The organism is Roseovarius nitratireducens (assembly GCF_002925845.1).
Classification (GTDB): domain Bacteria; phylum Pseudomonadota; class Alphaproteobacteria; order Rhodobacterales; family Rhodobacteraceae; genus Roseovarius; species Roseovarius nitratireducens.
The window spans coordinates 37,066-62,048 of the sequence record NZ_PDNI01000062.1 but is presented as its reverse complement, the minus strand read 5'-3'; the positions used below and the strand labels follow the sequence as shown (position 1 = coordinate 62,048).

Below are 24,983 nucleotides of genomic sequence, written 5' to 3'. Positions count from 1 at the left end.
CCGCGGCCTGTCGATGACGCGGCTCACGGCAACGACCGCTCCAGGCCCTGAACGGCCCTATGCAGCACCGCGCACATCTTCCCAGGTGTCGCACACCAAAAGTGCCTGCCGTCGAACGCCAGGGTCGCCTGTGGCAATATGAAAACGAACCCGGCCGTGGCGTGCGTTGGGCTGCGGCCCTTTTGACACTGCTGCAGACGGGGCGCATAACGGGCGCAAATCCAATCCCTTGCACCGGAGATCCCGATGACCGAGCCACTTTTCGACATCCCCGCCCCGCCGCTTGTGCCCATCGAGGGCGACGCGCGCGGCTATCCGGTGCGGCGCATCTTCTGCGTCGGGCGCAACTATGCCGCCCATGCCGCAGAGATGGGCAACGAGGTGGATCGAGAGGCGCCGTTCTATTTCACCAAGTCGGCGCATGCGCTGTGCCTGTCAGGCGCGACCATCGCCTATCCGGCGGGCACCGAAAACTGCCATCACGAGATGGAATTCATGGTGGCGCTGGGCGCGGAGGCGTATCAAGTGAGCGAGGCAGAGGCGATGAATGCTGTCTGGGGCTATGGCTGCGGCATCGACCTGACGCGGCGTGACCTGCAGGGCGCGGCCAAGGAGAAGCGGCGGCCCTGGGACCTGGGCAAGGATTTCGAGAACGCGGCGATCATGGGGGCGCTGACGCCAAAAGCGCGGTTTGGCGAGATTGGCGCGCAGGCGCTGCGGCTGTCGGTGGACGGGCGCGTGGCGCAGGACGCGCGGCTGTCGGAGATGGTGTGGTCGGTGCCCGAGATCATCGCGCACCTGTCGCGCTTCTATCACCTGGCGCCCGGCGATCTCATCTATACCGGCACGCCCGCCGGTGTCGGCCCGGTGGTGCCGGGCAATCGTCTGAAAGGCGAGATCGACGGGCTGCCACCCGTCGAGGTGACGATCGGCGCGGGTGCGTAGCGGCGTGGCGCTGGCGCAGGTTCCGGTGACGCTGTTCACGGTGGTGATGGGGCTTTGCGGCTTCACGCTCGCGGTGCGGGCGGGTGAGGCGGCGGCGGGGTTCACGCATCTTCTCTCGGGGGTGGCGCATGTGCTGACGCTGGCGGTATTCGCCGTCGTGGCGGTGGCCTATCTTGCCAAGGCGGTGCGCCATCCCGGCACCGTGGCGGAGGAATGGCGGCACCCGGTGAGCCTTGCCTTCTTTCCGGCGATCTCGATCTCGCTGGTGCTGTTCTCGCTGGTGATGCTCGAGGTGGTGCCGGGGATCGCGCACGCCCTGTTCCTGGTGGCGGTCCCGGCGCAGCTTGTGTTGACGCTGGCGGTGGTGTCGGGCTGGATCGGGTCGCGGTCCTTCGAGCATGGGCACCTGACGCCCGCGTGGTTCATCCCTGCCGTGGGCAACGTGATCGTGGCCATCGCGGGGGTGCCGATGGGCTATGTGGAGGTGAGCTGGTTCTTTGCCGCGGTGGGGCTGATGTTCTGGGTGGTGCTGCTGACGCTGGTGATGAACCGGCTGATCTTTCACGACCCGCTGCCCGAGCGGCTGCAGCCGACGCTGGTGATCCTCGTGGCGCCGCCCGCCGTGGGCTACCTTGCCTGGGTGGGGCTGGTGGGGGACGTCGATGCGTTTGCCCGGGTGCTGTTGAACCTGGCCTACCTATTCGTTCTGATCGTGGCGGCGCAGATTCCGCGCCTTGCGGCGCTGTCGTTCTCGCTGTCGTCATGGGCGCTGAGTTTTCCGGTGGCGGCGGTGACGGTGGCGAGCTTTACGCATGCCGAAGCCGTGGGATCGGGCGCGCATGCGGCGATCGGCTTCGGGCTGCTGGCCGTGCTGGTGGCGATCATCGCGGGGCTATTGTGGCGCACGGGGCAGGCGCTGTCGCGCGGGGTGCTGTTCGGCGGGTGAGGGCGTGGATTTTCGCGGGTGGGGATGGGCCTTACGATGCCGTTGATGAACGGAATCTTGAAAAGATTCCGTACAAGAAAGTTTTAAACTTTCTTGATCTTACCTTGCCGTGACGGTTCAGCCCGAAACTGACGTTCAACGACCGCTCAAGGCCACAACCGACCGCCGTCGTCAGTGCAGGATTTCCTCCTCGCGCACGAACATGTTGGCCCATGCGCGGTCGATCAGGTCGGGGGTCATCTGGTAGGGGATGCCCTCGAACTCGCAGATCGCGATCATCTGGTCGATCAGGAAGACCGGCTGATAATTAGCGTAGACGCTGTTGATCGTGGGGTATTTTTCCTTGACGAGGTGGATGAGCGCAGCCTCGTCGAGCGGCATGCCCTTCTTCTTGGCGACCATCGCGAAGATCTTGAGGAAATCGGCCTGGCATGGCCCGTCGATCTTGATCTTGAAGAAGATCCGCCGCAGCGCTGCCTTGTCGAAGATCTCGTTGGGGTGGAAGTTGGTGGAGAAGATCACCAGCGTGTCGAACGGCACCTCGAATTTCTCGCCCGATTGCAGGGCGAGGATGTCCTTGGATTCCTCCAGCGGCACGATCCAGCGGTTGATGAGCGATTGCGGCGGCTCTTTCTGGCGGCCGAGGTCATCGACGATGAAGATGCCGCCGGTGGACTTGAGTTGCAGCGGGGCCTGGTAGGTGCGCGCCACGGGGTTGTAGACCAGGTCGAGCATCGACAGGCTCAACTCACCGCCGGTGACGACGGTCGGGCGCTCGCAGCGCACGTAGCGGGTGTCAAAGGTGCGGCGGCGGCGCAAGCTGTTGGGATCGTCGGTCTCGGTCTCGGCGGCGGAATGCACGATCGGGTCGTAGACGGTGATGACCTGGCCCGCGTATTCGATGGCGCGGGGCACGTAGATCTTGTCGCCCATCGCGTCGCGGATGCCGTTGGAAATCGAGGATTTGCCGTTGCCCGGGGGCCCGTACATCAGGATGGAGCGGCCGGCGCTCACCGCCGGGCCGAGATGGTCGAGCAGAGCGGGCGGCAGCACGAGGTGGCCCATCGCCGAGGTGAGCTGGTCACGGGTGATCTGGATGTTGCGGATCGACTGGCGCTTGACCTGGTCGGCATAGACGTCGAGCGGCACCGGCATGGCGCCGAAATATTCCGACTGGCTGAGCGCGTCGAGCGCGCGGGTCTTGCCCGCGTCGGTGAGCTGGAATCCCATCTCACCGCCGGAGTTGGCGTGCAGTGTGCCGGTGGCCTCCACGAGCCGCTGGGTGCGCGAGAGATCGACAAGTTCTTGCGTGACGGCGCGCGGCAGGCAGATGGCGTCGGCGATTTCGCTGACGAGGTCGAGGTTCTTGCGAAACATCGTCTTGAGCAGGATGTCGCGCATCATCACCACCGGCAGCCGCATTTCCTCGAGGCGGTTGGGCGGCGGCGGGGGCTGCACCCCGGTCGTGGCTTGCATGTTCATGGCGCTGATCTGCCCTCGATACCCGTTTAACGGGCACATCATGAGGGCCGAGTTTGTGCAAAATGTGGCTGGCGCCGGGCAGTCCTGCGGCGGCGCGGTCAGGCCCCGTGGAGTGCGGCGAGCGCGAGGTAGAGCGCGAGCGCCGGCCCGAGCGCGAGCCCCATCGGGAAGCGGCGACCGGAATGCCAGCTTGCCCAGCCGGGGGCGAGGCGGCGCAGCGGGCTCATCCGTGCGAGGCGGTGGGTGGCAAAGGCCGCCAGAAGCACGCCCGCGAGGAGCAGCATGACCGCGGATGCGTCGCCCAAGGCCACGAAAGGCCCGGCGGCGGCGATGAACTTGGCATCGCCCGCGCCCATCAGCCCGGCGGCATTGGCCCCGATCCCCACGAGCAGCAGCGCGGCGAGGTGGCTCAGCCGCCACAGGTAGTCGGGGAGCGGCAGCACCGCGATCCCCACCGCGAGATAGACGCAGACCAGCGCGATCACCGCCTTGTTGGGGATTTTCATCGACCGCAGGTCGCTCCACGCCACCCAGAGGCAGATCGGCGCGGCGAAGATCAGGAACCAGAGCGCCGCCGTGGCCGGTGTGTCAAAGCCCATGAGGCGGCCTCAGCCTTTGCCGCTTTCGAGCGCGCGCAGGCTGCGCACGGCGGCGTCGAAATGTTGCGGATGGGTTTCGACCGCCTCTTGCAGCAGGCCGCGGCCGATGGCGACATCGCCCTGTTTCACCGCCGCGAGGCCCAGCGTGTAGAGAAGCTGCGCGCGTTCCTCCTGCGTGGCCGGCAGGACCGGCATGGCGTAATTGCCCTGCGTGCCGCGCGCGAGAACGAGGTTGTTCTTGGCGGTGAAGAGCCCAGGGGCTTGGCGTACCGCGTCGGCAAACAGGCGCTCGGCCCCGGCTGCGTCGCCGCGGGTGAGCTTGGAATAGCCCCAGTTGTTCAGCACCGGGCCCGGTTTCGTGGTGAGGCCGACGGCGGTCTGGTAGAAGCTGTCGGCCTTGTCCCAGTCATTCTCGCTGTCGGCGATCATCGCCTCGAGCCGGTAGCGGTTATAGGTCTCGACGGTCGGCGGGACCGCGTCGAGCACCTCGGCTGCGCGGTTCCACTCGTTGTTGCGGATGAGCGCATCGGCCAGCGCCACGCTGTCGGCGTCGGCGGCGTCGGGGTGGTTGGTGACGTTTTCCCAGGCGGTGACCGCCTCGGTGGCGCGCCCGGCGCGCACGAGCGATTTTCCCAGACCCCGCATCAGGTCGATCCGGTCGGGATCATTGGCCGTGGCGCGCTGGAAATAGGCGACCGCCTCGGCGGGGTCGGACGATTGCAGCATCACCTCGTTGAGGTTGCTTTCGTCGATGACGTTGATGTCGCGCAGGGCGCGATCGACCTCTTCGCCCGGGGTCGGCGCACAGGCGGACAGCACAACGGCCCCCGTCGCGCACAGGATAATCCGGATGGAATGGCGCATTCTTGCGTCCTTTTACTGCCTCGGCCTCGTCATGGTATCTTGCGCAGGAGGTATTTGCCTCCGCCACGCCGCACCACTTTGTATTCTTGTTCGACATCGTCATCATAGCCGGAATCCCGCGATTTTGCGAGAGCCAAACGCAGGTTGTCGCGAATCGCGTCGCTGGTGCCATTATCGAGCGCATAGGCGCGGCGCAGGAACTGCTCGGCCTCGAGGAAATCGCCCTTTTCCACCAGCACGACGCCGAGATTGTTCCACATTTCCGGCGTCGCCGCGTCGCTCTCGATGGCGCGGCGCAGGAGCCGTTCGGCGGTGCCGAGCCGACCCATCGCGAGATTGGCGGTGCCCAGCCCCGCGAGCACATCGGCGGTGAGGCCCCGATCGGCACCGGCGCGGGTATAGGCACGATGCGCGAGGTCGAATTCGCCCGCGTCCATCAGCCGGTGCCCGACCAGAAGCGGATCGACAGCCGCAGGTTTGCCCGGGGCGGCACCGGGCGCGAAAGGCCCCTGCGGCGGGGCCGGGGTGCAGGACGCGAGCATCAGCGCGAACGCCAGAGCCGCCGCCAACCGTCCCGCCATCGTGCCCCTTTCTTCACTTGCCCATCGTGAACAGCTTCATGATGTCGAGCATCGAAGGTCCGACGAGAATGATCAGCAATGGCGGCACTGTAAGCGTCATCGTGACCAGTGTCATCTGGGTGGGCAGCTTGTTGGCCTTTTCCTCGGCGCGCATGACCCGTTTGTCACGCATCTCGCCGGCATAGATGCGCAGCGCGTCGCCCACCGGGGTGCCGAAGGTCTGCGACTGGATGAGGGTGGTGACGAAGCTGGAGATATCCTGCACGCCGCAGCGGTCGCCCATCTCGCTCAGCACCGAGGGCTTGTCGCGCCCGGCCTTCATCTGGAGCGCGACGATCTCGTATTCCTCGGACAGGGCGGGGTAGGAGGAGCGGATTTCCTTGGCCACGCGGATGATCGCCTGGTCCATCGACTGCCCGGCCTCTACGCAGACGAGCATCATGTCGAGACTGTCGGGAAAGCCGTCCTGGATTTCTTCCTGGCGCTGTTGCTGGCGCTTGGTGACCCAGTATTTCGGCATCATGTAGCCCACCAGGCCGGGGCCGAGGATGTAGGCGATGGAGGTCTTGATATCGGTCTCGCCGCCGGCCTTGAACAGCAGGAAGTAGAGGATTCCCAGTGCCAGAAACCCCAGCGCCAGCCCCAGTTGCGCGGCGTGGAAATAGCGCACCGCGTCGCGATGCCGGTAGCCCGCCTGCATCAGCTTGAGACGCATCTCGGTCAGTTGCTTCGAGTCCTGCGGCTCGAGGAAGGTGGCGTATTTGTCGAGCTTCTTGTTCTGGCGCTTGGCGCGCAGCGTGTCCTTGCGCGGGCCCGTGGCGGCCTGGGCGCCGGGCTGATACTGCTTGAGCTTGTCGAGCGGGTCGGGCTTTTGCTGGAGCATGAACCCCAGCGTGACCAACATCAGAAGGACACCGAAGCCGCCCAGCGCGATCACCGGACCGAACGGGCCGAGGCTGTCGATCAGCAGCGGGATGATGGCGGGGGACAGGGGCATGAAAGACCTTTCAGACCTTGATGTTCACGAGGGCGCGCATGACGATGACGTTGAGCACGAGGAATACGCCGACGATCAGCACCGCCGGGATGAACCAGGGGTGGTCCATCGCCTCGTCGTAATAGTCGGGCTTGATCAACTGGATGCCGAAGATGGCGAATAGCGGAAAGCCCGACAGGAACTTGCCCGACCATTGCGCCTCGGCGGTGATCGCCTTGACGCGGCGAAACAGGCGAAAGCGCGCGCGGATCACCTTGGCCAGCCCCGAGAGGATTTCGGCCAGGTTGCCGCCGGCCTGCTGCTGGATGGTCACCGCCACCGCGAGAAAGCGCAGGTCCTGCATGTCGAGCCGCTCTGCCATGTCCTTGAGCGCCTCGCCGATATCGCGGCCATAGGTGGCCTCGTCCGCGATCACGCCGAACTCGGTGGCGAGCGGGTCGGACACCTCGTTGGCGACAATGCCGATGGCCGAGGAAAACGGGTGGCCCACCCGCAGGCTGCGCACCATCAGCTCGATCGCGTCGGGGAGCTGTTCCTCGAGCATGCCCATGCGCTTGGATGCCTTCAGGGAAATCCACATGTAGACGCCGCCAACGCCCATCGCCGCCGAGACCAGAATCCGCACCGGCAGCGGCGTGGCGGTGCCGATGGTCAACCCGAGAAAGGCAAGGACGCCGGTGGCGGCCATGATCATCACGATCTGCTTGGGCGTGAAGGCGATGGCCGCCTTCTGCGCCTTGACCGACAGGATCGCGTAGAGCGGCACGCGCCGCGCCTTGAGGTGCTGCTCCATCTCCTTGCGGAGGGTTTCCATCACCTGCTCGCGGTTGCCGTGCTTCTCGAGCAGTTCGAGCCGCCGGTTCACCCGCTTGTCGAGGCTGATGGAGCGACCGAACACGGTGAGGTAGAGCCCCTCGACAAGCACCAGAACGCCGATGAAGATGAGGCCGTAGATGATCGGTTCGGAACCTATGCTCATTGTCTCACTCCGCCGCGATGGGTTCGTAGATGGAGGGCGGCAGGTCGTAGCCCCACAGGCGGAAGCGCTCGGTGAAGTGCGAGCGCACGCCGGTGCCGGTGAAATGGCCCATGATCTTGTTATCGGACGAGATTCCGACCCGCTGGAAGCGGAACACCTCCTGCATCGAGATTACCTCGCCCTCCATCCCGGTCACTTCGGTGATCGAGGTCATCCGGCGCGAGCCGTCCTGCAGGCGGTTGGCCTGCACGATGACGTTGACGGCGCTGGCGATCTGGTTGCGCACCGCCTTGAGCGGCATCTCGATCCCGGCCATCGCGACCATGTTTTCCAGACGGCTGAACGCGTCGCGCGCGTTGTTGGCGTGGATCGTGGTCATCGAGCCGTCATGGCCGGTATTCATGGCCTGAAGCATGTCGATCACCTCTTCGCCGCGGGTCTCGCCGACGATGATCCGGTCGGGGCGCATCCGGAGCGCGTTCTTGATGCAGTCGCGCGCGGTCACCTCGCCCTTGCCCTCGACGTTGGGGGGGCGTGTCTCCATCCGGCCGACATGGGCCTGCTGAAGCTGCAATTCGGCGGTGTCCTCGACGGTGAGGATGCGTTCGGCATTGTCGATGAAGGACGACAGCGCGTTGAGGGTGGTGGTCTTGCCCGAACCGGTGCCGCCCGAGACGACGATGTTGAGCCGACAGGCGACGGCGGCCTGGAGATAGGCGGCCATTTCCTCGGAAAAAGCGCCGAAGCGCACGAGATCGTCGATGCCGAGCTTGTCCTTCTTGAACTTGCGGATCGACACGAGGCTGCCATCCACCGCGATGGGCGGCACCATCGCGTTGAATCGCGAGCCGTCGGCGAGGCGGGCGTCGACGTAAGGGTTCGATTCGTCCACCCGGCGGCCGACTGCGCTCACGATCTTGTCGATGATGCGCAGGAGGTGCTTTTCGTCCTTGAAGGTGACGTCACTCACCACGAGCCGACCCTCGCGCTCGATGAAGATCTGGTGCGGGCCGTTCACGAGGATGTCGCTGATCGTGTCGTCCTTGAGCAGCGTCTCGAGGGGGCCGAGGCCCTTGACCTCGTCGTAGAGCTCTTGCGTCAGGCGGGCGCGGTCCTCGCGGTTGAGCACGATCCCCTTTTCCTGGAGGATTTCCGAGGAAATGGCGGTGATCTCGGCGCGCAGGTCGGCCTCGGTCGCGGTGTCTAGCGCGGAGAGGTTGAGATTGTCGAGCAGCGCGCGGTGAAGCTCGATCTTGATCTCGCCAAGCCGCTCCTTGCGCTTGCGTTCCTTGTCCTCGGGCGCAGGCGCCGCCGCCGATTTCTGCGGCGGCCTGCGCAGGCTGGTGACCTTGGGGGCGGGCTCGGGCTTGTTGGCCGTCGCGGCGCGCTCCTTGTGCGCAGGGGTGGCGCCGCCTGACTTCTTGTAGCGCGAAAACATCTGTGGCGTCCTTTCCTCAGGCGGCCTCGGCCTCGTCGCGGCCGAGCTCGTGCAGCGATTGGGCGAGCTTGGCGATCTCGCGGCGCAGCGGGTTCTTGGCGGCGGTCGAGGCGAGCGGCAGCCCGTGATCGGCGCTTTGCGACACCGCGCGCCCGCCATCGGGAAGCTGAAGCTCGAGCCCGATCTCGAGGCTTTCGGCCAACCGCTTGACGCGGGACCGCGCCCCGATATCGGTGAATTTCGGCGCCCGGTTGAGGCAGTAGCGCAGCTTCTCTAGCGGCAGGTCCTCGGCCTGGAGCGCGCGCTTGATGCGCAGGGTGTTCTGCGCCGAGCGCATGTCGAGCTCGAGCGTGGCGAAATAGATCTGGCATTGGTTGAGCACCGTCTCGGTCCATTGCACCAGCGTGGTGGGCATGTCGACGATGACGTAGTCGAAATGGCGGCGCGCGAGGTCGAGCACGCGGGTCACGTCGTCGGGGCCGATTATGTCGAGCGGCAGGATATCTGTGGGCGCGGTCAGCACGCGCAGCTTGTCCTCGAAGGTGACGAGCGCCTGGCGGAACACGTCCTCGTCGAGTCGCTCGGTATCCGACCACATCTCGAACACCACGTCGCGGCGCGGAAGGTCGAGGAAGGTGGCGACCGAGCCGAATTGCAGGCTGAAGTCCAAAATGCAGACCTGCGGCGGCTTTGCCTTGTTGATATTGGCCAGTTCCCAGGCGAGGTTGACCGCGAGCGTGGTTGCCCCGGTGCCCCCGGCGAGCCCCTGCACGGCGAGAATCACGCCGCCTTCGGCGCTGGCCTCGGGCAGACGCTCGGCCTTGGTGGTGGTTGCAGCGGAAGGGGCGGGCGCGCGCAGCCGCTCTATGGCGGCCTGCAACTCGCGCTCTGGCAGGGGATAGGGCACGAATTCGTCCGCCCCGTTGCGCAGAAGCTGGTGGAGCGCGGCGGGGCTGACATCCTCGGCGATGAGGATGCTCTTGATTCCGCGCTGGGCGGCAGCGAGGATGATCTGGTTCATCAGCGGCAGGTCGTCTTCGTCGTGTTCGTCCATCGCCAGCGCGACGAATTCGAGGGTCTCGGCCTCGGGCTGGTTGAGGAAGGCCAGCGCCTCGGAAAAGCCCAGATCGCCCCAGGCCTCGCCGAGGGTGGCCTCCATGTCCTCGATGAGCAGGTCGAAGTTCTGCACATCCCTGCTGATGGTGCAGGCGCGGATCGGCGTTGTGTCGGTCTGGGTCATGTTGATACTCACCACTATTGTCGGTCGGGGCCCTCTCCGTCCGGCACGTCGGATCGCACACCGCGAAAGGGGCGGGGTGCGGATCGGTCGCGTCAGACGGCGCGGGGCATTGCTCGATAATGGAAACATGGCCGTTAATGTGGGCGACATTTTGGCCAAAAGATCGTAATTGTAGGAAGCCCGGAGACAAGAAGACCCGCCTGGTGCGGCGGGTCTCGGGCAGGGCCGATCTGACGCGGCGGGGCTATTGCTCGCCGCCGCCGCCGCCCGCTGTCTCGGCATCGAGCGTGACAGTGGATTCCCAGGTCGCACTCTCGACATATTCGCGATAGACCACTTCGGCATACTTGCCGTCCATCACGATCGGATGCGAGCCGACGAAGCCAGAGACCTCGGTCACGGTGCGGCGGTTGCGCCTCTCGCGGCCTTGCGTGACGATCAGCGGCTGGGTTTCGCCGAAGGAGGCGACCGCCTCGAGCCGGTCGCGGCCGACGCCCTGGCTGGCGAGGTAGCGTACCACCGCCTGTGCGCGGCGCAGCCCGAGCGACTTGTTATAAGCCTCTGGGCCGACAGCGTCGGTATGGCCGTAGACGCGGAAGCGCACCTCGGGGAACTGGCGAATCCAGTGCGCCTGTTCGCGCAGGGTGTCGCGTGCGCCCGCGTCGAGCACGACCGAGTCGAAGGAGAAGTTCACCGTGCTGTCGACCTCGCTGGCGAAACGGTTGGCAAGGTCGAAGACATAGCTTCGCTCTCCGGTCATCACGAGGTGGTTGTTCATCGACGCCTCGCCGAAGGCACCATTGTCGACGAGCGATCCCGCCTCGCCGAAATAGGAGCGAACGACATCGCCATCGGGTGACGCACAGGCCACCGTGACGAAGAGGCCGGAGATCGCCAGATACCGTTTCATCGCCCTGCCCCCTGTCATTCCATCACATAGCCGTAAGACCCGGTGAAATCCTGCCGGGCGACCTCGCCCGCGGCACCGGATTTCGGTGCGTCACGCATCACGCGCCCGTTGAGAAACAGATCGCCCTCGGAGGGCAGGCGCACCCGGTCGGTGGGCAGCGCCAGCGCCTCGCCCCGCGTGGGCGAGACGAGATGTGCCGAGATGATGATGACGAGTTCGCTCTGGGCACGCAGGTAATCGGCGCTGCGAAACAGCGCGCCCAGCACCGGCACATCGCCGAGCCAGGGCACCTGTGCATTGTTGTCGCGGAAGTCGTCCTGCAGAAGCCCGGCGATGGCAAAGCTCTCGCCGTCGCGGATCGAGACCGTGGTCGAGGTGTCGCGCCGACGGAAGGCGGGCAGCGTGATCGTGCCGGCATTGACCTGCTGGCTGTCGTCGATCGACGACACCGCCGCCGCCATCTCGAGGTTGATCACGCCATCGTCGAGCACGCGCGGGATGAATTTCAGCTCAACCCCGAATTTCTTGTAATTGACGGTGATGGTGCCCTCTTCCTGCGCCACGGGGATGGGGAATTCGCCCCCGGCGAGAAAGCTTGCCTCCTGGCCCGAGAGGGCGGTGAGATTGGGCTCTGCCAGGGTGCGCACGACGCCCTTGGTCTCTAGCGCCTCGAGCAGGATGCCAAGCTCGACCGAACCGATATCGAAGCCGATGAAGGCGGTGCCGGCGGCGGTCTGGTTGTTGACCGTCCCGGGCACGACGGTATCGCCGCCGCCGATCTGGTTGGTGCCGAGCCGCGCGCCCGCGACCCCCACCCCCTCGCCGGTGAGTGACGACAGGCCATCCACGGAGAGCGAGGTCGACAGCGCCTTGGACACCGTGCGTTGCATTTCGGCAAAGCGGACCTTGAGCATGACCTGCTGCTTGCCCGAGACCGACATGAGGTTCGACACGCGCTCGGGCGCGTAGCGCTCGGCGAGATCGAGCGCGCGTTGCAGCCGCGTCGGGCTCGACACCGTGCCCGACAGCACGATGCCGTCATTGGCGGTGCGCACCTCGATCTTTTCGCCCGGCAGGATCTGGCGGAGGCGTTCCTTGAACTCGGCGATATCGGTGCTGACATGCACGTCGATATTGGTGATGAGCCGCCCGGTGTCGCCAAACAGCGTCAGCGTGGTGCGCCCCGGCGCCTTGCCGAGAACGTAAATGGTGCGGTCCGAGAGGGTCGAGAAATCGGCGATGGCAGGGTTGGCGATGCTCAGCTCGGCGAAAGAGACATCGCTTTCCACGACGATCGCGCGGTTCATCGCGACGTTGATATTGCTGGACGCATCGCCGCGCACGACGCGCACGGTTTCGGCATGGGCGGGCAGTGCGCTCACACCCACGCAGATCAACGCGACCGCGAGGGCCGAGTGTAGAATGGTCCTGATGCTCATGTGACCTGCCTCTCCGATCACGCCTCTGGTCCGGGTCTTGCGCCCGCGTTTGGCGTTACTCTGCGTGAGAATTGCGAATTTTGCAAGGAATCAATGAGATTCGCGCCGTCTTTGATCCTCGCCGTGCCGTTTCTGCCCGCCCGGAATGCGCGGGGCCGCCCGAAGGCGGCCCCGATGGTGGGGCGCGTGCGCCGCCTCAGTTGGTGCAGGGGATGGGGGTCATGACGACTTCGGAGCCGCGGCGCGTGCGTATGGTGCAGCGCTCTTCTTCCATTTGCGGCGGTTTGGGGGCTTCGGCGGCCTTGATGCCGAGCAGGCGATACTGATCGACCTCGATCACCTCCGACGTGGTCTGGTCGAGCGCGCCGACGAGCGACAGCGACAGCCGCCCGGTGGATTGTGCCTGCGCGAGCGAAGCGACCTGCTGCGGGGTTGCCTCGACCGTCACGGTGCGCGCGATGCGGGCCTCGTCACGGTCTATGTCGGCGCTCTGGTCGACGGCGACAAGCGGCATCCGGGACTCGATGAGCTTGGTCACGCTACCGGTGGAATTGCCTTCGGTGCGCATGTTGCCCTTGCCGACAGAGCCGGTCCAGTAGACATCGACCCGGTCGCCGGGGCGCAGGAAACCCGAAACACCGCTCTTGGCGTCCACCTCGATGGCGAAGGCGCGCATCCCGGACGCGAGCCGCGATCCGATGCCCGCGGGCTCACCCGGGTCGGTCACCTTGCCGGCGAGGATCACCTCGCCCTCGACCATGCTGCGCAGCACCTCGCGCGGATCGCGCGCCTCCTCTGGAAAGAGGGCTGTGGCTTCGGTAAAGACACCCTCGGGCAGCGACGACTTGGGGTACTTCACGCTTTTCACCGCGTCCTTTTCCAGCTTTTCACCGTATTTCAGGTCGCGCGCGGCCACCAGGACATCAACGGTCTCGATCTCCGGGGCGCGCTGCTTGCGCTCCTGGGCGAGCTGTTGCTGGTATTGCTCGATGTAATTCTTCGCCATGTAGGTGGCAAAGCCTGCAAGGCCGATACCGATCAGCAGGACCAGTCCGAAGATCAAGCGCATGGGTTATTCCTTTTCGATGCACCCCTAGGTTATCTCGAAGATGAGCACATAACCAATTTCTTGCACGAGATTGTGTCAATACGTTGGAGCAGATACGGCAACGATATGCCGCACGCGACCCTGCCGAAGTCTCTTGCGGAAATGGCCGCAGGGATACCCTGCGGCCATGACCGTTTCGCTGACTCGGCATTGAGCCAAGACGAGCAGTTACTCGCCGGTACTGCCAAGCGTGCCCACCGCAGCCACGCCGCCGTCGGTGAGTGAAGTGCTGATATCGCCAGCCATGGAATCGATGCCGCCGCGCACCGTGGAAATCGCGGCGATGCCGAGGCCCACGACTGCTGCGGTCAGCACGACCCAGTCAACCGTCACTGCGCCGTCTTCGTCTTTCGAGAAGTTCTTGAAAAAGTTCATCATGGTTTGGTCCCTCCAAAGGATCAGTTGCTCAGTTTTCACATCCACCCCGGTTTCAGACCCTCCAGTTTTATGGCCCGTTGCCGTCGTGGTGTGATCCCATATGGCCGCCGAATCCGGGCGTGATTTGGGCGGCAATGCAGCGATTTTCGTGTTTTGATGAATTTCACCGAGAAAGTTATCAAAATACTGAAAACAAAAGAAATAAACAGAAAATATCTCTCGATCTACATCTTTTGCGTGCAGAATTTGACGAAAATCGCGCAAAACGATCCGTATTTCACGCAACGATTCTGGCCATGAGAGCGGATTGTTGACATGATGGAGGGAAACGATCCGGGGCAGAGCAGTGCCGATCAACGGAATATTCAGGGTTCTGTGCTTCTGTGCCGCGCTGGCACCGGGTGGCGGCGCGCGGGGCGATGGCCCGCCGCCCTTTCCCGACTTCTCGCCCAAGTTCGAGGAAGCCCCGAAACCCGGTGCGCCGCGCGGCCCGCTGGTGCAGATCACGCCGCGCGAGGCCCCGCTTGCCGACGGCAGGAGCGAGGCAGGTGCGCGGGCGGAGCCGCGCCTCGGCTGGTTCTGGGAGGAGGTGCCCGCCGCGCTCGACGCTGACGGGGCTTTGCGCCTGCGCGTCGCGATGACACGTCTCGCCAATCCGCCCGATGGGGCGGCCCCAGCGGTGCCGCGGCTGCAAACCCTGCGTGACATCCTGCGCGCGCAGGGCGCCGACATCCTGCGCGCCACCGTCGGCACGCGGGTGTCGCCCGCGCTGGTGCTGTCCGTGATCGCGGTGGAATCGGGCGGGCGCGTGGAGGTGGTGTCCGAGAAGGGGGCGCAGGGGCTGATGCAGCTCATGCCCGACACGGCGGCGCGATTCGGCGTGACCGACCCGCTTGCCCCGACCGAGAACATCCGCGGCGGCGCGGCCTATCTCGATTGGCTGATCGGCGAATTCGGCGGCGACGTCATCCTGGCGCTGGCGGGCTACAACGCGGGCGAGGGGGCGCTGCGCGACCATGGCGGCGTGCCCCCCTTTGCGGAGACGCGCGATTACGTGCCGCGCGTGCTCGCGGCCTTCGAGGTGGCGCGGGGGCTGTGCAAGACGCGGCCCGAACTCGTCACCGACGCCTGCGCCTTCGACCTGGCGTTGAACTAGACCGGGGCCGGGCGGGGTGGCCCGGCCCCGGTCGGTTGACGGTTTCAGTTGACGATCGCGGCCTCGGTGGCGGCGCGGATCTCGTCCTCGGTCACGCCATCGGCGCATTCCACGATGCGCAGGCCCCCCTCGACCACGTCGAGCACGCCGAGGTTGGTGACGATGCGATTCACCACGCCGGTGCCAGTAAGCGGCAGGGTGCATTTCTTGAGCAGCTTTGATTCACCCGCCTTGTTGGTGTGGTCCATTACCACCACCACCCGGCGCACGCCGGCGACGAGGTCCATCGCGCCGCCCATGCCCTTGATCAGCTTGCCGGGGATCATCCAGTTGGCCAGATCGCCGTTCTCGGCCACCTCCATCGCGCCGAGGATCGCCATCGCGATCTTGCCGCCCCGGATCATGCCGAAGGAGGTGGCGCTGTCGAAATAGGCGGTGTGGGGCAGCTCGGTGATGGTCTGCTTGCCGGCGTTGATGAGATCGGGGTCTTCGTCGCCCTCGAGCGGGAAGGGGCCCATGCCGAGCATCCCGTTTTCGGATTGCAGCGTCACCTGAACGCCCTCGGGGATGTAGTTCGACACCAGGGTCGGGATGCCGATGCCGAGATTGACATAGGTGCCGTCCTCGAGCTCCTGCGCGGCGCGTGCCGCCATCTGGTCGCGGGTCCAGGGCATCAGGCTTCCTCCCTCTTGCGCACGGTGCGTTGTTCGATGCGTTTCTCGTGGTCGCCCTGGATCAGGCGGTGCACGTAGATGCCGGGCAGGTGGATGCAGTCGGGGTCGAGCGTGCCGGGTTCGACGATCTCCTCGACCTCCATCACGCAGGTGCGGCCGCACATGGCCGCGGGCGGGTTGAAGTTGCGCGCGGTCTTGCGGAAGATGCAGTTGCCGGTGGTGTCGGCCTTCCATGCCTTGACGATCGAGAGGTCGGCGAAGATGCCGCGCTCGAGGATATAGGTCTCGGGCTGGCCGCCGGGGCCGGTGGGAAAATCCTTGTGTTCCTTGCCCTCGGCGATCTGGGTGCCGACGCCGGTCTTGGTATAGAAGCCCGGAATGCCAGCGCCGCCCGCGCGCATCCGCTCGGCGAGCGTGCCCTGGGGGTTGAATTCGAGCTCGAGCTCACCGCTGAGATACTGGCGCATGAATTCGGCGTTCTCGCCCACGTAGGACGACATCATCTTTCTGACCTGCCGGGTCTGCAGCAGGATGCCGATGCCGAAATCGTCAACGCCTGCGTTGTTGGACGCGAAGGTGAGGTTCTTGGCGCCCGAATCGCGGATCGCGGCGAGCAGCAACTCGGGGATGCCGCAGAGGCCGAAGCCGCCCGCGGCGATGGTCATGTCATCCTGCAAGAGCCCGTCAAGCGCCTCGGCCGCCGAGCCGTATACCTTGGACATCGCGCATCTCCTCCTGAAATCCGTCGACCTTGGTATGCGGCGGGGCGGGGGGCGGTGTCAACGCGGCGCGCGCTGCATCGCGGCGATTTACGGATTACTACGTAGCCCCGGCCATTACGCCCGCTTTCTTTGAAAGAAAGCGCGCCGAAATCTTTTGAAGATTTCGACTGCCCCGGCCTCAGCCCACCTTCTTGCGCGCGGTGGTCTTTGAGGCCGCCTTGCCGGTCGTGCTCTTGGCCGCGGTCTTTTTGGTGGCGGTCTTTTTGGGCGCGGCCTTCTTCTTGCCGCCGGACTTGGCCGCCTTGGCCGCGATGAGATCGGTCGCCGCCTCGAGGGTGATGTCCTCGGGGCTCGTGTCCTTGGGCAGGGTGGCGTTGATCTTGCCCCATTTCACGTAAGGGCCGTAGCGTCCCTCGAAGACCTGCACCGGCCCGCCCTCGCCCGGATGTTCGCCCAGATCGCGCAGGGCCTTGGCCGCCGCGCGCCCACGCCCGCCGGGATTGGCGCGCTTGGCGGCGAGCAGTTCCACCGCACGGTTCATGCCGATCTCGAACACGTCATTGGGGTCCTTGAGATTGGCGTAGACGGGTTTGGCGTCATCGGGGCCCTGGTGCATGATGTAGGGGCCGTAGCGACCGAAATTCGACTTGATCGTGCCGCCCTCGGGATGCTCGCCCACCTCGCGCGGCAGGCTCAGCAGGGTGAGCGCCTTTTCCAGCGTCATCTCCTCTGCCTTCCAGCCCTTGGGCAGGCTGGCGCGGTCGGGCTTCTTGTTGTCCTCGGTGGCCTCGCCACGCTGCACGTAGGGACCAAAGCGGCCTGAACGCAGGGAAATCTCGTTGCCGTGTTCGTCCTCGCCGAGGATGCGGTCGCCGTTTTCGGCCGCGTCGCCGCCGATGGGGCGGGTGTAGCGGCATTCGGGGTAATTGCCGCAGCCCACGAAGCCGCCCGAGCGCGAGGTCTTGAGGTGCAGCCGTCCGGTGCCGCAGAGCGGGCATTGGCGCGGGTCGCCGCCGTCCTCGCGGGGCGGGTAGAGCGTGGGAGCGAGCGCGTCGTCGAGCACGTCGAGCACTTCCTTGATCCTGAGCTCGGAGGTCTCGGAGATGGCCGCCGAGAAATCGCGCCAGAAGCGCGACAGCACCTCCTTGTAATCGGCCTCGCCCGCGCTCACCCGGTCGAGATCCTCTTCGAGATTGGCGGTGAACTCGTAGCCCACGTATTTGCGGAAGAAGTTGATCAGGAAGGTGGTGACGATGCGGCCCTTGTCCTCGGGGATGAGGCGGTTTTGCTCCTTGCGGACATATTCGCGGTCCTGGATCGTGCCGAGCACGCTGGCATAGGTCGAGGGGCGGCCGATGCCCAATTCTTCCATCTTCTTGACCAGCGTCGCCTCTGTGTAGCGGGGCGGAGGCTGGGTGAAGTGTTGCAGGCCCAGCACTGCCTCGTTCTCCGAGAGCATGGCGGCGGGGGTGTCCTTGGCCTCTTGCGCCTTGGCGAATTCCGTGCGCAGCGAGGATTTGGCGAAGCCAGCCTTGTCACCCTGCGCGATCTGCGGCAGGCGGCGGTCGTCGTCGTCGCCCACGACGTCGTCGCGCCCCTCTTCATAGACCTTGAGGAAGCCGTCGAAGAGCATCACCTGCCCGGTCGCGCGCAGGCCCACCTGGCCGTCCTCGCTGCCGATCTCGACGGTGGTGCGCTCCAGCCGGGCAGCGGCCATCTGGCAGGCGAGCGTGCGTTTCCAGATCAGATCGTAGAGCTTGCGCTGATCGGCGTCGGAGGTCTTTATCTTGCCCGCGTCGCGCGTCATCTCGGTGGGGCGGATGCATTCATGCGCCTCTTGGGCGTTCTTGGCCTTGTTCTTGTACATGCGCGGGGATTTCGGGAGATAGTCCGCACCGTAGCGGTCCTTGATCGCGTCGCGCGCGGCCATCACCGCCTCGGGGGCCATGTCGATCCCGTCGGTCCGCATATAGGTGATGTAGCCCGCCTCGTAGAGGCGCTGCGCGGCACTCATGCATTGCTTGGCCCCCATGCCGAACTTGCGGCTCGCCTCTTGTTGCAGGGTCGAGGTCATGAACGGGGCCGAGGGGTTGCGCGTCGCCGGTTTCGCCTCGACGCCGGTGACGGTGAGGGCACGCGCCGCCACCGCCTGCACCGCCATGTCGGCCTGCGTGGCGTTTTCCAGGCTGTACTTGTCGAGCTTGTCGCCCGCGAGCGTGACGAGGCGGGCCTCGAAATCCTGCCCGCGCGGCGTGGTGAGGAGGGCCTTGACGGACCAGTATTCGCGGGGCCTGAACGCCTCTATCTCCTGCTCGCGCTCGACGATGAGGCGCAGGCAGACCGATTGCACGCGCCCTGCCGAGCGCGCCCCGGGCAGCTTGCGCCAGAGTACGGGGCTGAGGTTGAAGCCGACGAGGTAGTCGAGCGCGCGGCGCGCGAGATAGGCCTCGACCAGCGGCGCGTCGATGTCGCGCGGGTTTTTCATCGCCTCGGTGACGGCGGATTTGGTGATGGCGTTGAAGACGACGCGGCTGACCGGCGTGTCCTTGCGGATCGCCTTGCGCTTGCGCAGGGTTTCCTCGAGGTGCCAGCTGATCGCCTCGCCCTCGCGGTCGGGGTCGGTCGCGAGGATGAGCGCGTTATCGTCCTTGAGCGCGTCGGCGATGGCCTTGACGTGCTTGCGTGCGTCGGCGCCCACCTCCCATGTCATGTCGAATCCGTTCTCGGGATCGACCGAACCGTCCTTGGGCGGCAGGTCGCGGACATGGCCATAACTTGCCAGAACCGTGTAGCCGTCGCCGAGATACTTGTTGATCGTCTTGGCTTTTGCAGGCGATTCGACGACGACGACGGGCATGGGCACTCCTTCCGGCTCTGGGAGCCGCTTATGGCGGCGCACCATGTGGGCTGGCAAGGGGATTTGTCAACGCGGGGTCAGAGAACGGCGTTGGGGCCCCATGTGGCATGCGGTCAGACGGCGAGCGAGACGAGGCCGCCGGGGTGGCGGGTGATGCGCCCGTCAAGCTCGAGCGCGACGAGGGCCGGGGCGACGGTCTGCGCGGGGCTGGCCAGATCGCGAATGAGCTGATCCTCGGCCAGCGGCGAGGGACCGAGGCGCGACAGGATCTGGCTGTGCAGCGCGGCGGTGTCGCGCAATGTGCGGCGCGAAGGCGGCGGTGAGCGTTCTGGTGCCGGGGTCGGCGCGGGGGCGAGCGGCATTTCGGCCTGCGTTGCCTCGGGCGATCGGGGCAGTGCCTCGATCACGTCGGCGGCGTTGCGCACCAGGGTGGCGCCGTCGCGGATCAGCATGTTGCAGCCCGCGGCGCGGGCGTCGATCGGGTGGCCGGGCACGGCCATGACCTCGCGCCCCTGGTCGAGCGCGGTGCGCGCGGTGATGAGCGAGCCGGACTTGGCCGCGGCCTCGACCACCACGACGGCGCGCGCCAGCCCGCTGATGAGGCGGTTGCGCACCGGGAAGTGGCGGGCCTGCGGGGCGAGGCCGGGGGGCTGCTCCGACAGGCGCAGGCCGCTTTCGGCGATGCGCGCGGCAAGCTCGGCGTTTTCAGCGGGGTAGATCACGTCGACCCCCCCGGCCATCGTGGCGACCGTGCCGTCATCGAGGCTGGCGCGATGCGCCGCGGTGTCGATGCCACGGGCGAGGCCCGAGACGATCAGGTAGCCCTGCGCCGCGAGATCGGCGGCGAGCGCGCGCGCCATGCGCAGGCCGAGCGAGGAGGCGTTGCGCGCGCCCACGACGGCGATCATGGGGCGGGAGAGGATCGCTGGGTCGCCGATCACCCACAGGAGCGGCGGGGCGTCCGGCAGGTCGCGCAGCGCCGCGGGGTAGGTGGGATCGGCGAAGGTAAGAAGCCGTGCGCCCGCGGCATGACCGGCGCGCAATTCGGCCTCGGCCACGCCGGCAGGGCACGCGCGGTAATCGGCCACGCCCGCGGCGCGGGCGACCCCGGGCAGGGCGTCGAGCGCGGCACCGGCGGAGCCGTGTTCGGCCATCAGCCGGTGAAAGGTATTCGGTCCGACCCGGCGGGAGCGCAAGAGGCGAAGCCACGACACCCGGTCATCTTCCGTGGTGGGTGGGAGTGGGGGGTGAGTGGAAGGATGATTTGTGTCGGGCATCCGCGACCTCGCCAACTTGCAAGGACAGGGATAGCGCGGGCAGGGTTAACGGGCGGTAAACCGAAATGGCGCGAGTCGCCGGTTTTTTGCGGAATTCATGTAAGTATATGATATTGCATGTTAATTATATCGTTTCCGGCGATCTGTGCGGTGTCGGTATCGCGTCGGTATCCTGTCGGTATCGCGGCGGTGGCAGAGACCGGGGCCACGCCCGGGGACGCGGTCGTGACCACGGCGCGCGGGGCGGGCACGGGGTGCCAAGGTTTGCGCGGGGGCGGATCGGGCGGGATCTGGATATTTTTGGCAAGATGAAGACGGGCGGGGGCTGGCCCGGCTCGGGTGGGGGGGATGTGAGTATTTTGGGAAAGGTGAAAGGGGCGCGCGGGGCCGGTCGAGGGGGGTGTTGGCAGGGCGAGGTGGGGAGGAGGTCGAGTGCCGGGCTGGCCGGGCGCGGGGGGCTGGCGACTTGTGCCGCGTTGATGGGTCTGGCTACGGTCCAACGTGAGAATGGGGCGCTTGGGGCGTCCGGTTCGCGGGCCGGAGCGACCACCCGCTATACTGCACGCGATGAACGCTCCCGGCCCCTTTGCGGTCCTTGGAATGGCACGCAAGATGCTATACCGAGATGAATGACGGAACGAGAAAGACATCGCGATGACTTTACTGATTTTTTTCGTGCTGCTAGCGATCGGGGTGTCGTTTCTTTGCTCGATCCTCGAAGCAGTCCTTTTATCTATCACGCCATCCTTTGTCGAAGCCGCCGAGAAGGAGCAACCGCGTCTTGCGACGAAACTCAGGACGTTGAGGGCTGATATCGAACGCCCTCTCGCCGCGATACTGTCGCTCAACACGATTGCACATACCGTCGGCGCCACCGGAGCAGGTGCGCAGGCTGCCACGGTATTCAACGATACCGGCGTCGGCATATTCTCTGCCGTGTTGACGTTTGGGATTCTCATCCTGTCCGAAATCATTCCCAAGACCCTCGGCGCCACCTACTGGCGTGGTCTGGCGCCGTTCGCGGTTCGGGTGCTGCCTTGGCTGATCGTCATTCAGTTGCCTTTGGTGTGGATGAGCCAGGGGATAACACGGGTGCTGACAGGCCGTGAGCGCCACGCAGAAGTATCGCGCCAGGAGATCACGGCGCTGACAACCGCAGGCCAGCGTCTCGGGGTCGTCGAGGAAGATGAAACGCGCGTTGTGACCAACCTGTTTCGCCTGTCGAAAATCGCAGTCACCGAGATCATGACGCCGCGCACGGTCATCGAGCATTTCGGTGCTGATGAAACAGTCGGTGCGATTGTGAGTTCCAGAGACGCCTTTCCGGTCTCCCGCTTTATCGTCATCGGCGAAAACATCGATGACGTGAAAGGCTTCGTGCTGACGCGCGACCTTTTTCTGGCCGGTTTGCGCGATGGCAAGGACAAGACCGTTTCGGACTTCACGCGCGACATTCAACGCATTCCGGAAAAGACGGACCTCGATGCGCTGTTCGATCTGCTCATGGAGAGCGAGGCGCATATTGCACTGGTCGAAGATGAATATGGCGGAACGGCCGGCCTCGTGACCATGGAAGACGTCATAGAAACATTGCTCGGAGCCGAGATTGTTGATGAGAATGATGAAGCCGAGGATTTGCAGAGAGTGGCAAAGTTGCGGGCTATCCGCCGGAGGAATGCGCGTGGGAAGTCAGCCAAGTGACACGCGGCAGGATGGCATCGGCTCAGGTCAGGCGTTCCGAGGTTTGCAAACCCGCCTCCCTGCGCGTTGCAGGCATTCGTAGAGCCGCAGCATCCCGCACTCTCACCCCCTACGCCGCCGATCCCCCCACCGTCAGCCCGCCGATCAGCACTGAGGGCTGGCCCACGCCGACCGGCACCCATTGCCCCTGCTTGCCGCAACTGCCCATGCCGGGGTCGAGGGCCATGTCGTTGCCGAGGCCGCGGATTTGCTGGAGCGCGGTGGCGCCGTCGCCGATGAGGGTGGCGCCCTTGACCGGGGCGCCGACCTTGCCGTTCCTGACGCGATACGCCTCGGTGCAGGAGAACACGAACTTGCCGTTGGTGATGTCGACCTGCCCGCCGCCGAAGCCGACGGCGTAGATGCCGTCCTTCATCCCGGCGATGAGATCGCCGGGGGTGGCGTCGCCGCCGAGCATGTAGGTGTTGGTCATGCGCGGCATGGGGGCGTGGGCATAGCTTTCGCGGCGGCCGTTGCCGGTGGCCTCGACCCCCATCAGGCGCGCGTTCTGGCGGTCCTGCATGTAGCCCACGAGGATGCCGTCCTCGATCAACACGTTGCGGCGCGAAGGCGTGCCCTCGTCGTCGAAGGTGAGCGAGCCGCGCCGGTCCGGGATGGTGCCGTCGTCGAGCACGGTGACGCCGGGGGCGGCGATGCGTTGGCCCATCAGCCCGGCAAAGGCGGAACTGCCCTTGCGGTTGAAATCGCCCTCGAGCCCGTGGCCGATGGCCTCGTGCAGCAGGATGCCGGGCCAGCCGGGGCCAAGCACCACGTCCATCACGCCGGCGGGGGCGTCCTCGGCGCGCAGATTGACCAGCGCGATGCGCAGGGCCTCGCGGGTCTTGGCCTGCCAATCGGCCGGGTCGATCAGCCCGCCCATGCCACGCCGGCCGCCGCCCCCGGCGCTGCCCTGTTCGCGGCGGCCGTTTCCCTCGACGATGACCGAGACATTGAGCCGGGTCATGGGGCGGGTGTCGCGCAGCTCTTGCCCGTCGGGGCGCAGGATCACCACTTCCTGAAGCGAGGCGGCGAGCGAGGCGGTGACCTGCACCACGCGGGGGTCGAGATCGCGGGCGAAGGCGTCGATCTCGCGCAGGGTGTCGATCTTGACCGGAAAGCCCGCCCCGGCGATCGGGTCGGCATCGGTGTAGAGGCGGGTATTGGTGGCGGCGGGGCCCGCCGCGAGGGTGGCCCCGCCCGCGCCCACGGCGAGGCGCGCCGTCTCGACCGCGCGGGCGAGCGCGGCCTCGTTCACCTCGGAGGAATGGGCGTAGCCCGTCACCTCGCCGCGCACCGCGCGCAGGCCGAATCCCTCGGAGGCGTCGTAGGAGGCGGTGCGCAGCCGTCCGTCATCGAAGCTCAGCGCCTCGGCGCGGCGGCGTTCGAGAAACAGCTCGCCATCGTCGGCGCCACGGGTGGCCGCGCGCAGCGACGCCAGCGCCGCCTCGCGGTCGATGAGCGTGTCGAAGGGGCGAAAGGGGGTGTCACTCATGGGGTGCTGTCCTGCGTGATGGGGCGTCAATCCGGGGCCGCGATTTGATCCAGATCAAAAAAAGCGTCCGTTTGCCGCAATGGTCTTTCTTGTCGTCACGTTCAGAATATGGTTTTAGACGTTATCAAGACAACGGCGTTCCGCCACCGCCCGGCCCGACCGGGCAAGGCCAGAGACATGAACCGCTTTAACCGACCAGGGTGCACAATGCGACTTACCCCCAGCCTCTTGGCCTTTATGGCCGCCTTTTCCGCCCTCCCCGCGCAAGCGCAGGAGATCGTCGGCGCGCCCTCAGCGGGCAAAACCGGGTTTCAGCCCGCGGCGACCGAGCTTGCCCGCGACCTGCAATGGCTCGACGGGGCGATCAACATCATCATCATCGCCATCACGCTCCTCGTCACGGCGCTGCTGGCCTACGTGATCGTGCGCTACAACCGGCGCGCCAACCCGAACCCGGCGAAATTCACCCATCACACGCCGGTCGAGATCGCCTGGACCATCGTTCCGATCCTGATCCTCGTGTTCATCGGGGCCAACTCGCTGCCGATCCTGTTCAAGCAGCAGGAAATCCCCGAGGGAGACATCAACATCAAGGTGACCGGGTACCAGTGGTACTGGGGCTATGAATACACCGATCACGAGTTCGGCTTTGACAGCTACATGATCGGCGCGCCCGCCACCGGCGGCGACAACCGGCTGACGCCGGAGGTCGAGGAGCAGCTTGTCGAGGCGGGCTATAGCCGCGATGAATTCCTGCTGGCCACCGATACTTCCGTGGTCGTGCCGGTGGGCAAGACCGTGGTGATGACCGTGACCGGCGCCGACGTGATCCATAGCTGGACCATCCCCGCATTTGGCGTGAAGCAGGACGCGGTGCCGGGGCGGCTGGCGCAGCTCTGGTTCACCGCCGAGAAGGAAGGCATCTATTTCGGCCAGTGCTCGGAGCTGTGCGGGCAGGCGCATGCCTATATGCCGATCACCGTCAAGGTGGTGAGCGAGGCCGAGTACCAGGAGTGGCTGGAAGGCGCGATCGACGAATATGCGGGCGATCCGTCCACCTTGCCGGGTGCCGCCGTGCAGGTCGCCTCGACCGAGTGACATCGCTGCGGGCGCGCCGGACGCATGGACAGCGGGGCGCGCGCCGCCCCGCCGCGAAGAG

At 65.8% G+C, this 24,983-nt stretch carries 22 protein-coding genes; 5 read left to right on the top strand and 17 right to left on the bottom strand.

Annotated features, from left to right (window positions below):
- Window positions 1-246: 246 nt before the first annotated feature.
- Both CRJ03_RS12715 and CRJ03_RS12710 read left to right on the top strand, forming a co-directional pair.
- A complete protein-coding gene (locus CRJ03_RS12715; RefSeq protein WP_104019249.1) occupies window positions 247-945 on the top strand; it encodes a fumarylacetoacetate hydrolase family protein in 699 nt (232 codons plus the stop codon).
- On the top strand, window positions 938-1,891 hold the full coding sequence (locus CRJ03_RS12710; protein ID WP_240611666.1) for an SLAC1 anion channel family protein: 954 nt from the start codon (window positions 938-940) through the stop codon (window positions 1,889-1,891). The genes CRJ03_RS12715 and CRJ03_RS12710 overlap by 8 nt, the downstream gene beginning before the upstream one ends.
- 171 nt (window positions 1,892-2,062) lie before the next feature.
- Here the strand turns inward: CRJ03_RS12710 and CRJ03_RS12705 are convergent, their stop codons facing one another.
- From CRJ03_RS12705 to CRJ03_RS20510, 12 genes are all read right to left on the bottom strand, one after another.
- Window positions 2,063-3,373, bottom strand: coding sequence for a DUF8689 domain-containing protein (locus tag CRJ03_RS12705; protein WP_104019248.1), 1,311 nt, complete (start codon window positions 3,371-3,373; stop codon window positions 2,063-2,065).
- Between the two features lie 98 nt (window positions 3,374-3,471).
- Window positions 3,472-3,972, bottom strand: a complete 501-nt coding sequence (locus CRJ03_RS12700) for a prepilin peptidase (RefSeq protein WP_104019247.1) — start codon at window positions 3,970-3,972, stop codon at window positions 3,472-3,474.
- Between the two features lie 9 nt (window positions 3,973-3,981).
- The gene (locus CRJ03_RS12695; protein ID WP_104019246.1) at window positions 3,982-4,836 is read right to left on the bottom strand and encodes a tetratricopeptide repeat protein; all 855 of its coding nucleotides are present in this window, start codon (window positions 4,834-4,836) and stop codon (window positions 3,982-3,984) included.
- Between the two features lie 29 nt (window positions 4,837-4,865).
- The gene (locus CRJ03_RS12690; RefSeq protein WP_104019245.1) at window positions 4,866-5,417 is read right to left on the bottom strand and encodes a tetratricopeptide repeat protein; all 552 of its coding nucleotides are present in this window, start codon (window positions 5,415-5,417) and stop codon (window positions 4,866-4,868) included.
- Between the two features lie 13 nt (window positions 5,418-5,430).
- Window positions 5,431-6,414, bottom strand: coding sequence for a type II secretion system F family protein (locus CRJ03_RS12685; protein WP_104019244.1), 984 nt, complete (start codon window positions 6,412-6,414; stop codon window positions 5,431-5,433).
- A gap of 10 nt (window positions 6,415-6,424) precedes the next feature.
- Window positions 6,425-7,393: a type II secretion system F family protein gene (locus CRJ03_RS12680; RefSeq protein WP_104019243.1), complete on the bottom strand. Its 969-nt coding sequence runs from the start codon at window positions 7,391-7,393 to the stop codon at window positions 6,425-6,427.
- 4 nt (window positions 7,394-7,397) lie between these two features.
- Window positions 7,398-8,831: a TadA family conjugal transfer-associated ATPase gene (locus tag CRJ03_RS12675; RefSeq protein WP_104019242.1), complete on the bottom strand. Its 1,434-nt coding sequence runs from the start codon at window positions 8,829-8,831 to the stop codon at window positions 7,398-7,400.
- A gap of 16 nt (window positions 8,832-8,847) precedes the next feature.
- Window positions 8,848-10,071, bottom strand: coding sequence for a CpaE/TadZ family protein (locus tag CRJ03_RS12670; RefSeq protein ID WP_104019241.1), 1,224 nt, complete (start codon window positions 10,069-10,071; stop codon window positions 8,848-8,850).
- A gap of 244 nt (window positions 10,072-10,315) precedes the next feature.
- Complete coding sequence (locus CRJ03_RS12665; protein ID WP_104019240.1) at window positions 10,316-10,981, bottom strand: OmpA family protein; 666 nt, start codon at window positions 10,979-10,981, stop codon at window positions 10,316-10,318.
- Window positions 10,982-10,995: 14 nt separating this feature from the next.
- Window positions 10,996-12,420, bottom strand: a complete 1,425-nt coding sequence (locus CRJ03_RS12660; RefSeq protein WP_104019239.1) for a type II and III secretion system protein family protein — start codon at window positions 12,418-12,420, stop codon at window positions 10,996-10,998.
- A 196-nt stretch (window positions 12,421-12,616) separates the two neighbouring features.
- Window positions 12,617-13,489: a Flp pilus assembly protein CpaB gene (cpaB, locus tag CRJ03_RS12655; protein ID WP_104019238.1), complete on the bottom strand. Its 873-nt coding sequence runs from the start codon at window positions 13,487-13,489 to the stop codon at window positions 12,617-12,619.
- Window positions 13,490-13,696: 207 nt separating this feature from the next.
- On the bottom strand, window positions 13,697-14,263 hold the full coding sequence (locus tag CRJ03_RS20510; RefSeq protein WP_338066351.1) for a Flp family type IVb pilin: 567 nt from the start codon (window positions 14,261-14,263) through the stop codon (window positions 13,697-13,699).
- On the opposite strand from CRJ03_RS20510, the gene CRJ03_RS12645 reads away from it, so the two are divergent.
- Window positions 14,253-15,062 carry a lytic transglycosylase domain-containing protein gene (locus CRJ03_RS12645; RefSeq protein ID WP_240611665.1) on the top strand — a complete coding sequence of 270 codons (810 nt, stop codon included), beginning with the start codon at window positions 14,253-14,255 and terminating at the stop codon, window positions 15,060-15,062. The genes CRJ03_RS20510 and CRJ03_RS12645 overlap by 11 nt on opposite strands.
- 44 nt (window positions 15,063-15,106) lie before the next feature.
- Here the strand turns inward: CRJ03_RS12645 and CRJ03_RS12640 are convergent, their stop codons facing one another.
- From CRJ03_RS12640 to dprA, 4 genes are all read right to left on the bottom strand, one after another.
- Entirely contained in the window at window positions 15,107-15,736 is a 630-nt protein-coding gene (locus CRJ03_RS12640; RefSeq protein WP_104019236.1) for a CoA transferase subunit B, read from the bottom strand.
- Entirely contained in the window at window positions 15,736-16,458 is a 723-nt protein-coding gene (locus CRJ03_RS12635) for a CoA transferase subunit A (protein ID WP_104019235.1), read from the bottom strand. The genes CRJ03_RS12640 and CRJ03_RS12635 overlap by 1 nt, the downstream gene beginning before the upstream one ends.
- Before the next feature lie 178 nt (window positions 16,459-16,636).
- On the bottom strand, window positions 16,637-19,315 hold the full coding sequence (gene topA / locus CRJ03_RS12630) for a type I DNA topoisomerase (RefSeq protein WP_104019234.1): 2,679 nt from the start codon (window positions 19,313-19,315) through the stop codon (window positions 16,637-16,639).
- Between the two features lie 113 nt (window positions 19,316-19,428).
- Window positions 19,429-20,592 (bottom strand): DNA-processing protein DprA, encoded by a 1,164-nt coding sequence (dprA, locus tag CRJ03_RS12625; protein ID WP_104019233.1) that lies wholly within the window; start codon window positions 20,590-20,592, stop codon window positions 19,429-19,431.
- A 654-nt stretch (window positions 20,593-21,246) separates the two neighbouring features.
- Here dprA and CRJ03_RS12620 point away from each other — a divergent pair.
- A complete protein-coding gene (locus CRJ03_RS12620) occupies window positions 21,247-22,293 on the top strand; it encodes a CNNM domain-containing protein (protein ID WP_104019232.1) in 1,047 nt (348 codons plus the stop codon).
- Window positions 22,294-22,402: 109 nt separating this feature from the next.
- On the opposite strand, the gene tldD is transcribed toward CRJ03_RS12620, so the two are convergent.
- Window positions 22,403-23,824, bottom strand: coding sequence for a metalloprotease TldD (tldD, locus tag CRJ03_RS12615; protein ID WP_104019231.1), 1,422 nt, complete (start codon window positions 23,822-23,824; stop codon window positions 22,403-22,405).
- A gap of 207 nt (window positions 23,825-24,031) precedes the next feature.
- Between tldD and coxB the strand changes: the two genes are divergently transcribed.
- Window positions 24,032-24,922: a cytochrome c oxidase subunit II gene (gene coxB / locus CRJ03_RS12610; RefSeq protein ID WP_104019230.1), complete on the top strand. Its 891-nt coding sequence runs from the start codon at window positions 24,032-24,034 to the stop codon at window positions 24,920-24,922.
- Window positions 24,923-24,983 lie beyond the last annotated feature (61 nt).

Bases quoted from the DNA above. Each gene is read 5' to 3' on its own strand.
- CRJ03_RS12685 (WP_104019244.1), bottom strand. From the start codon at position 6,414: ATGCCCCTGTCCCCCGCCATCATCCCGCTGCTGATCGACAGCCTCGGC.
- CRJ03_RS12635 (WP_104019235.1), bottom strand. From the start codon at position 16,458: ATGTCCAAGGTATACGGCTCGGCGGCCGAGGCGCTTGACGGGCTCTTG.
- CRJ03_RS12660 (WP_104019239.1), bottom strand. From the start codon at position 12,420: ATGAGCATCAGGACCATTCTACACTCGGCCCTCGCGGTCGCGTTGATC.
- CRJ03_RS12680 (WP_104019243.1), bottom strand. From the start codon at position 7,393: ATGAGCATAGGTTCCGAACCGATCATCTACGGCCTCATCTTCATCGGC.
- cpaB (WP_104019238.1), bottom strand. From the start codon at position 13,489: ATGCGCTTGATCTTCGGACTGGTCCTGCTGATCGGTATCGGCCTTGCA.
- tldD (WP_104019231.1), bottom strand. From the start codon at position 23,824: ATGAGTGACACCCCCTTTCGCCCCTTCGACACGCTCATCGACCGCGAG.
- CRJ03_RS12700 (WP_104019247.1), bottom strand. From the start codon at position 3,972: ATGGGCTTTGACACACCGGCCACGGCGGCGCTCTGGTTCCTGATCTTC.
- CRJ03_RS12715 (WP_104019249.1), top strand. From the start codon at position 247: ATGACCGAGCCACTTTTCGACATCCCCGCCCCGCCGCTTGTGCCCATC.
- dprA (WP_104019233.1), bottom strand. From the start codon at position 20,592: ATGCCCGACACAAATCATCCTTCCACTCACCCCCCACTCCCACCCACC.
- topA (WP_104019234.1), bottom strand. From the start codon at position 19,315: ATGCCCGTCGTCGTCGTCGAATCGCCTGCAAAAGCCAAGACGATCAAC.
- CRJ03_RS12620 (WP_104019232.1), top strand. From the start codon at position 21,247: ATGACTTTACTGATTTTTTTCGTGCTGCTAGCGATCGGGGTGTCGTTT.
- CRJ03_RS12640 (WP_104019236.1), bottom strand. From the start codon at position 15,736: ATGCCCTGGACCCGCGACCAGATGGCGGCACGCGCCGCGCAGGAGCTC.
- CRJ03_RS12665 (WP_104019240.1), bottom strand. From the start codon at position 10,981: ATGAAACGGTATCTGGCGATCTCCGGCCTCTTCGTCACGGTGGCCTGT.
- coxB (WP_104019230.1), top strand. From the start codon at position 24,032: ATGCGACTTACCCCCAGCCTCTTGGCCTTTATGGCCGCCTTTTCCGCC.
- CRJ03_RS12695 (WP_104019246.1), bottom strand. From the start codon at position 4,836: ATGCGCCATTCCATCCGGATTATCCTGTGCGCGACGGGGGCCGTTGTG.
- CRJ03_RS12670 (WP_104019241.1), bottom strand. From the start codon at position 10,071: ATGACCCAGACCGACACAACGCCGATCCGCGCCTGCACCATCAGCAGG.
- CRJ03_RS12690 (WP_104019245.1), bottom strand. From the start codon at position 5,417: ATGGCGGGACGGTTGGCGGCGGCTCTGGCGTTCGCGCTGATGCTCGCG.
- CRJ03_RS12675 (WP_104019242.1), bottom strand. From the start codon at position 8,831: ATGTTTTCGCGCTACAAGAAGTCAGGCGGCGCCACCCCTGCGCACAAG.
- CRJ03_RS12705 (WP_104019248.1), bottom strand. From the start codon at position 3,373: ATGAACATGCAAGCCACGACCGGGGTGCAGCCCCCGCCGCCGCCCAAC.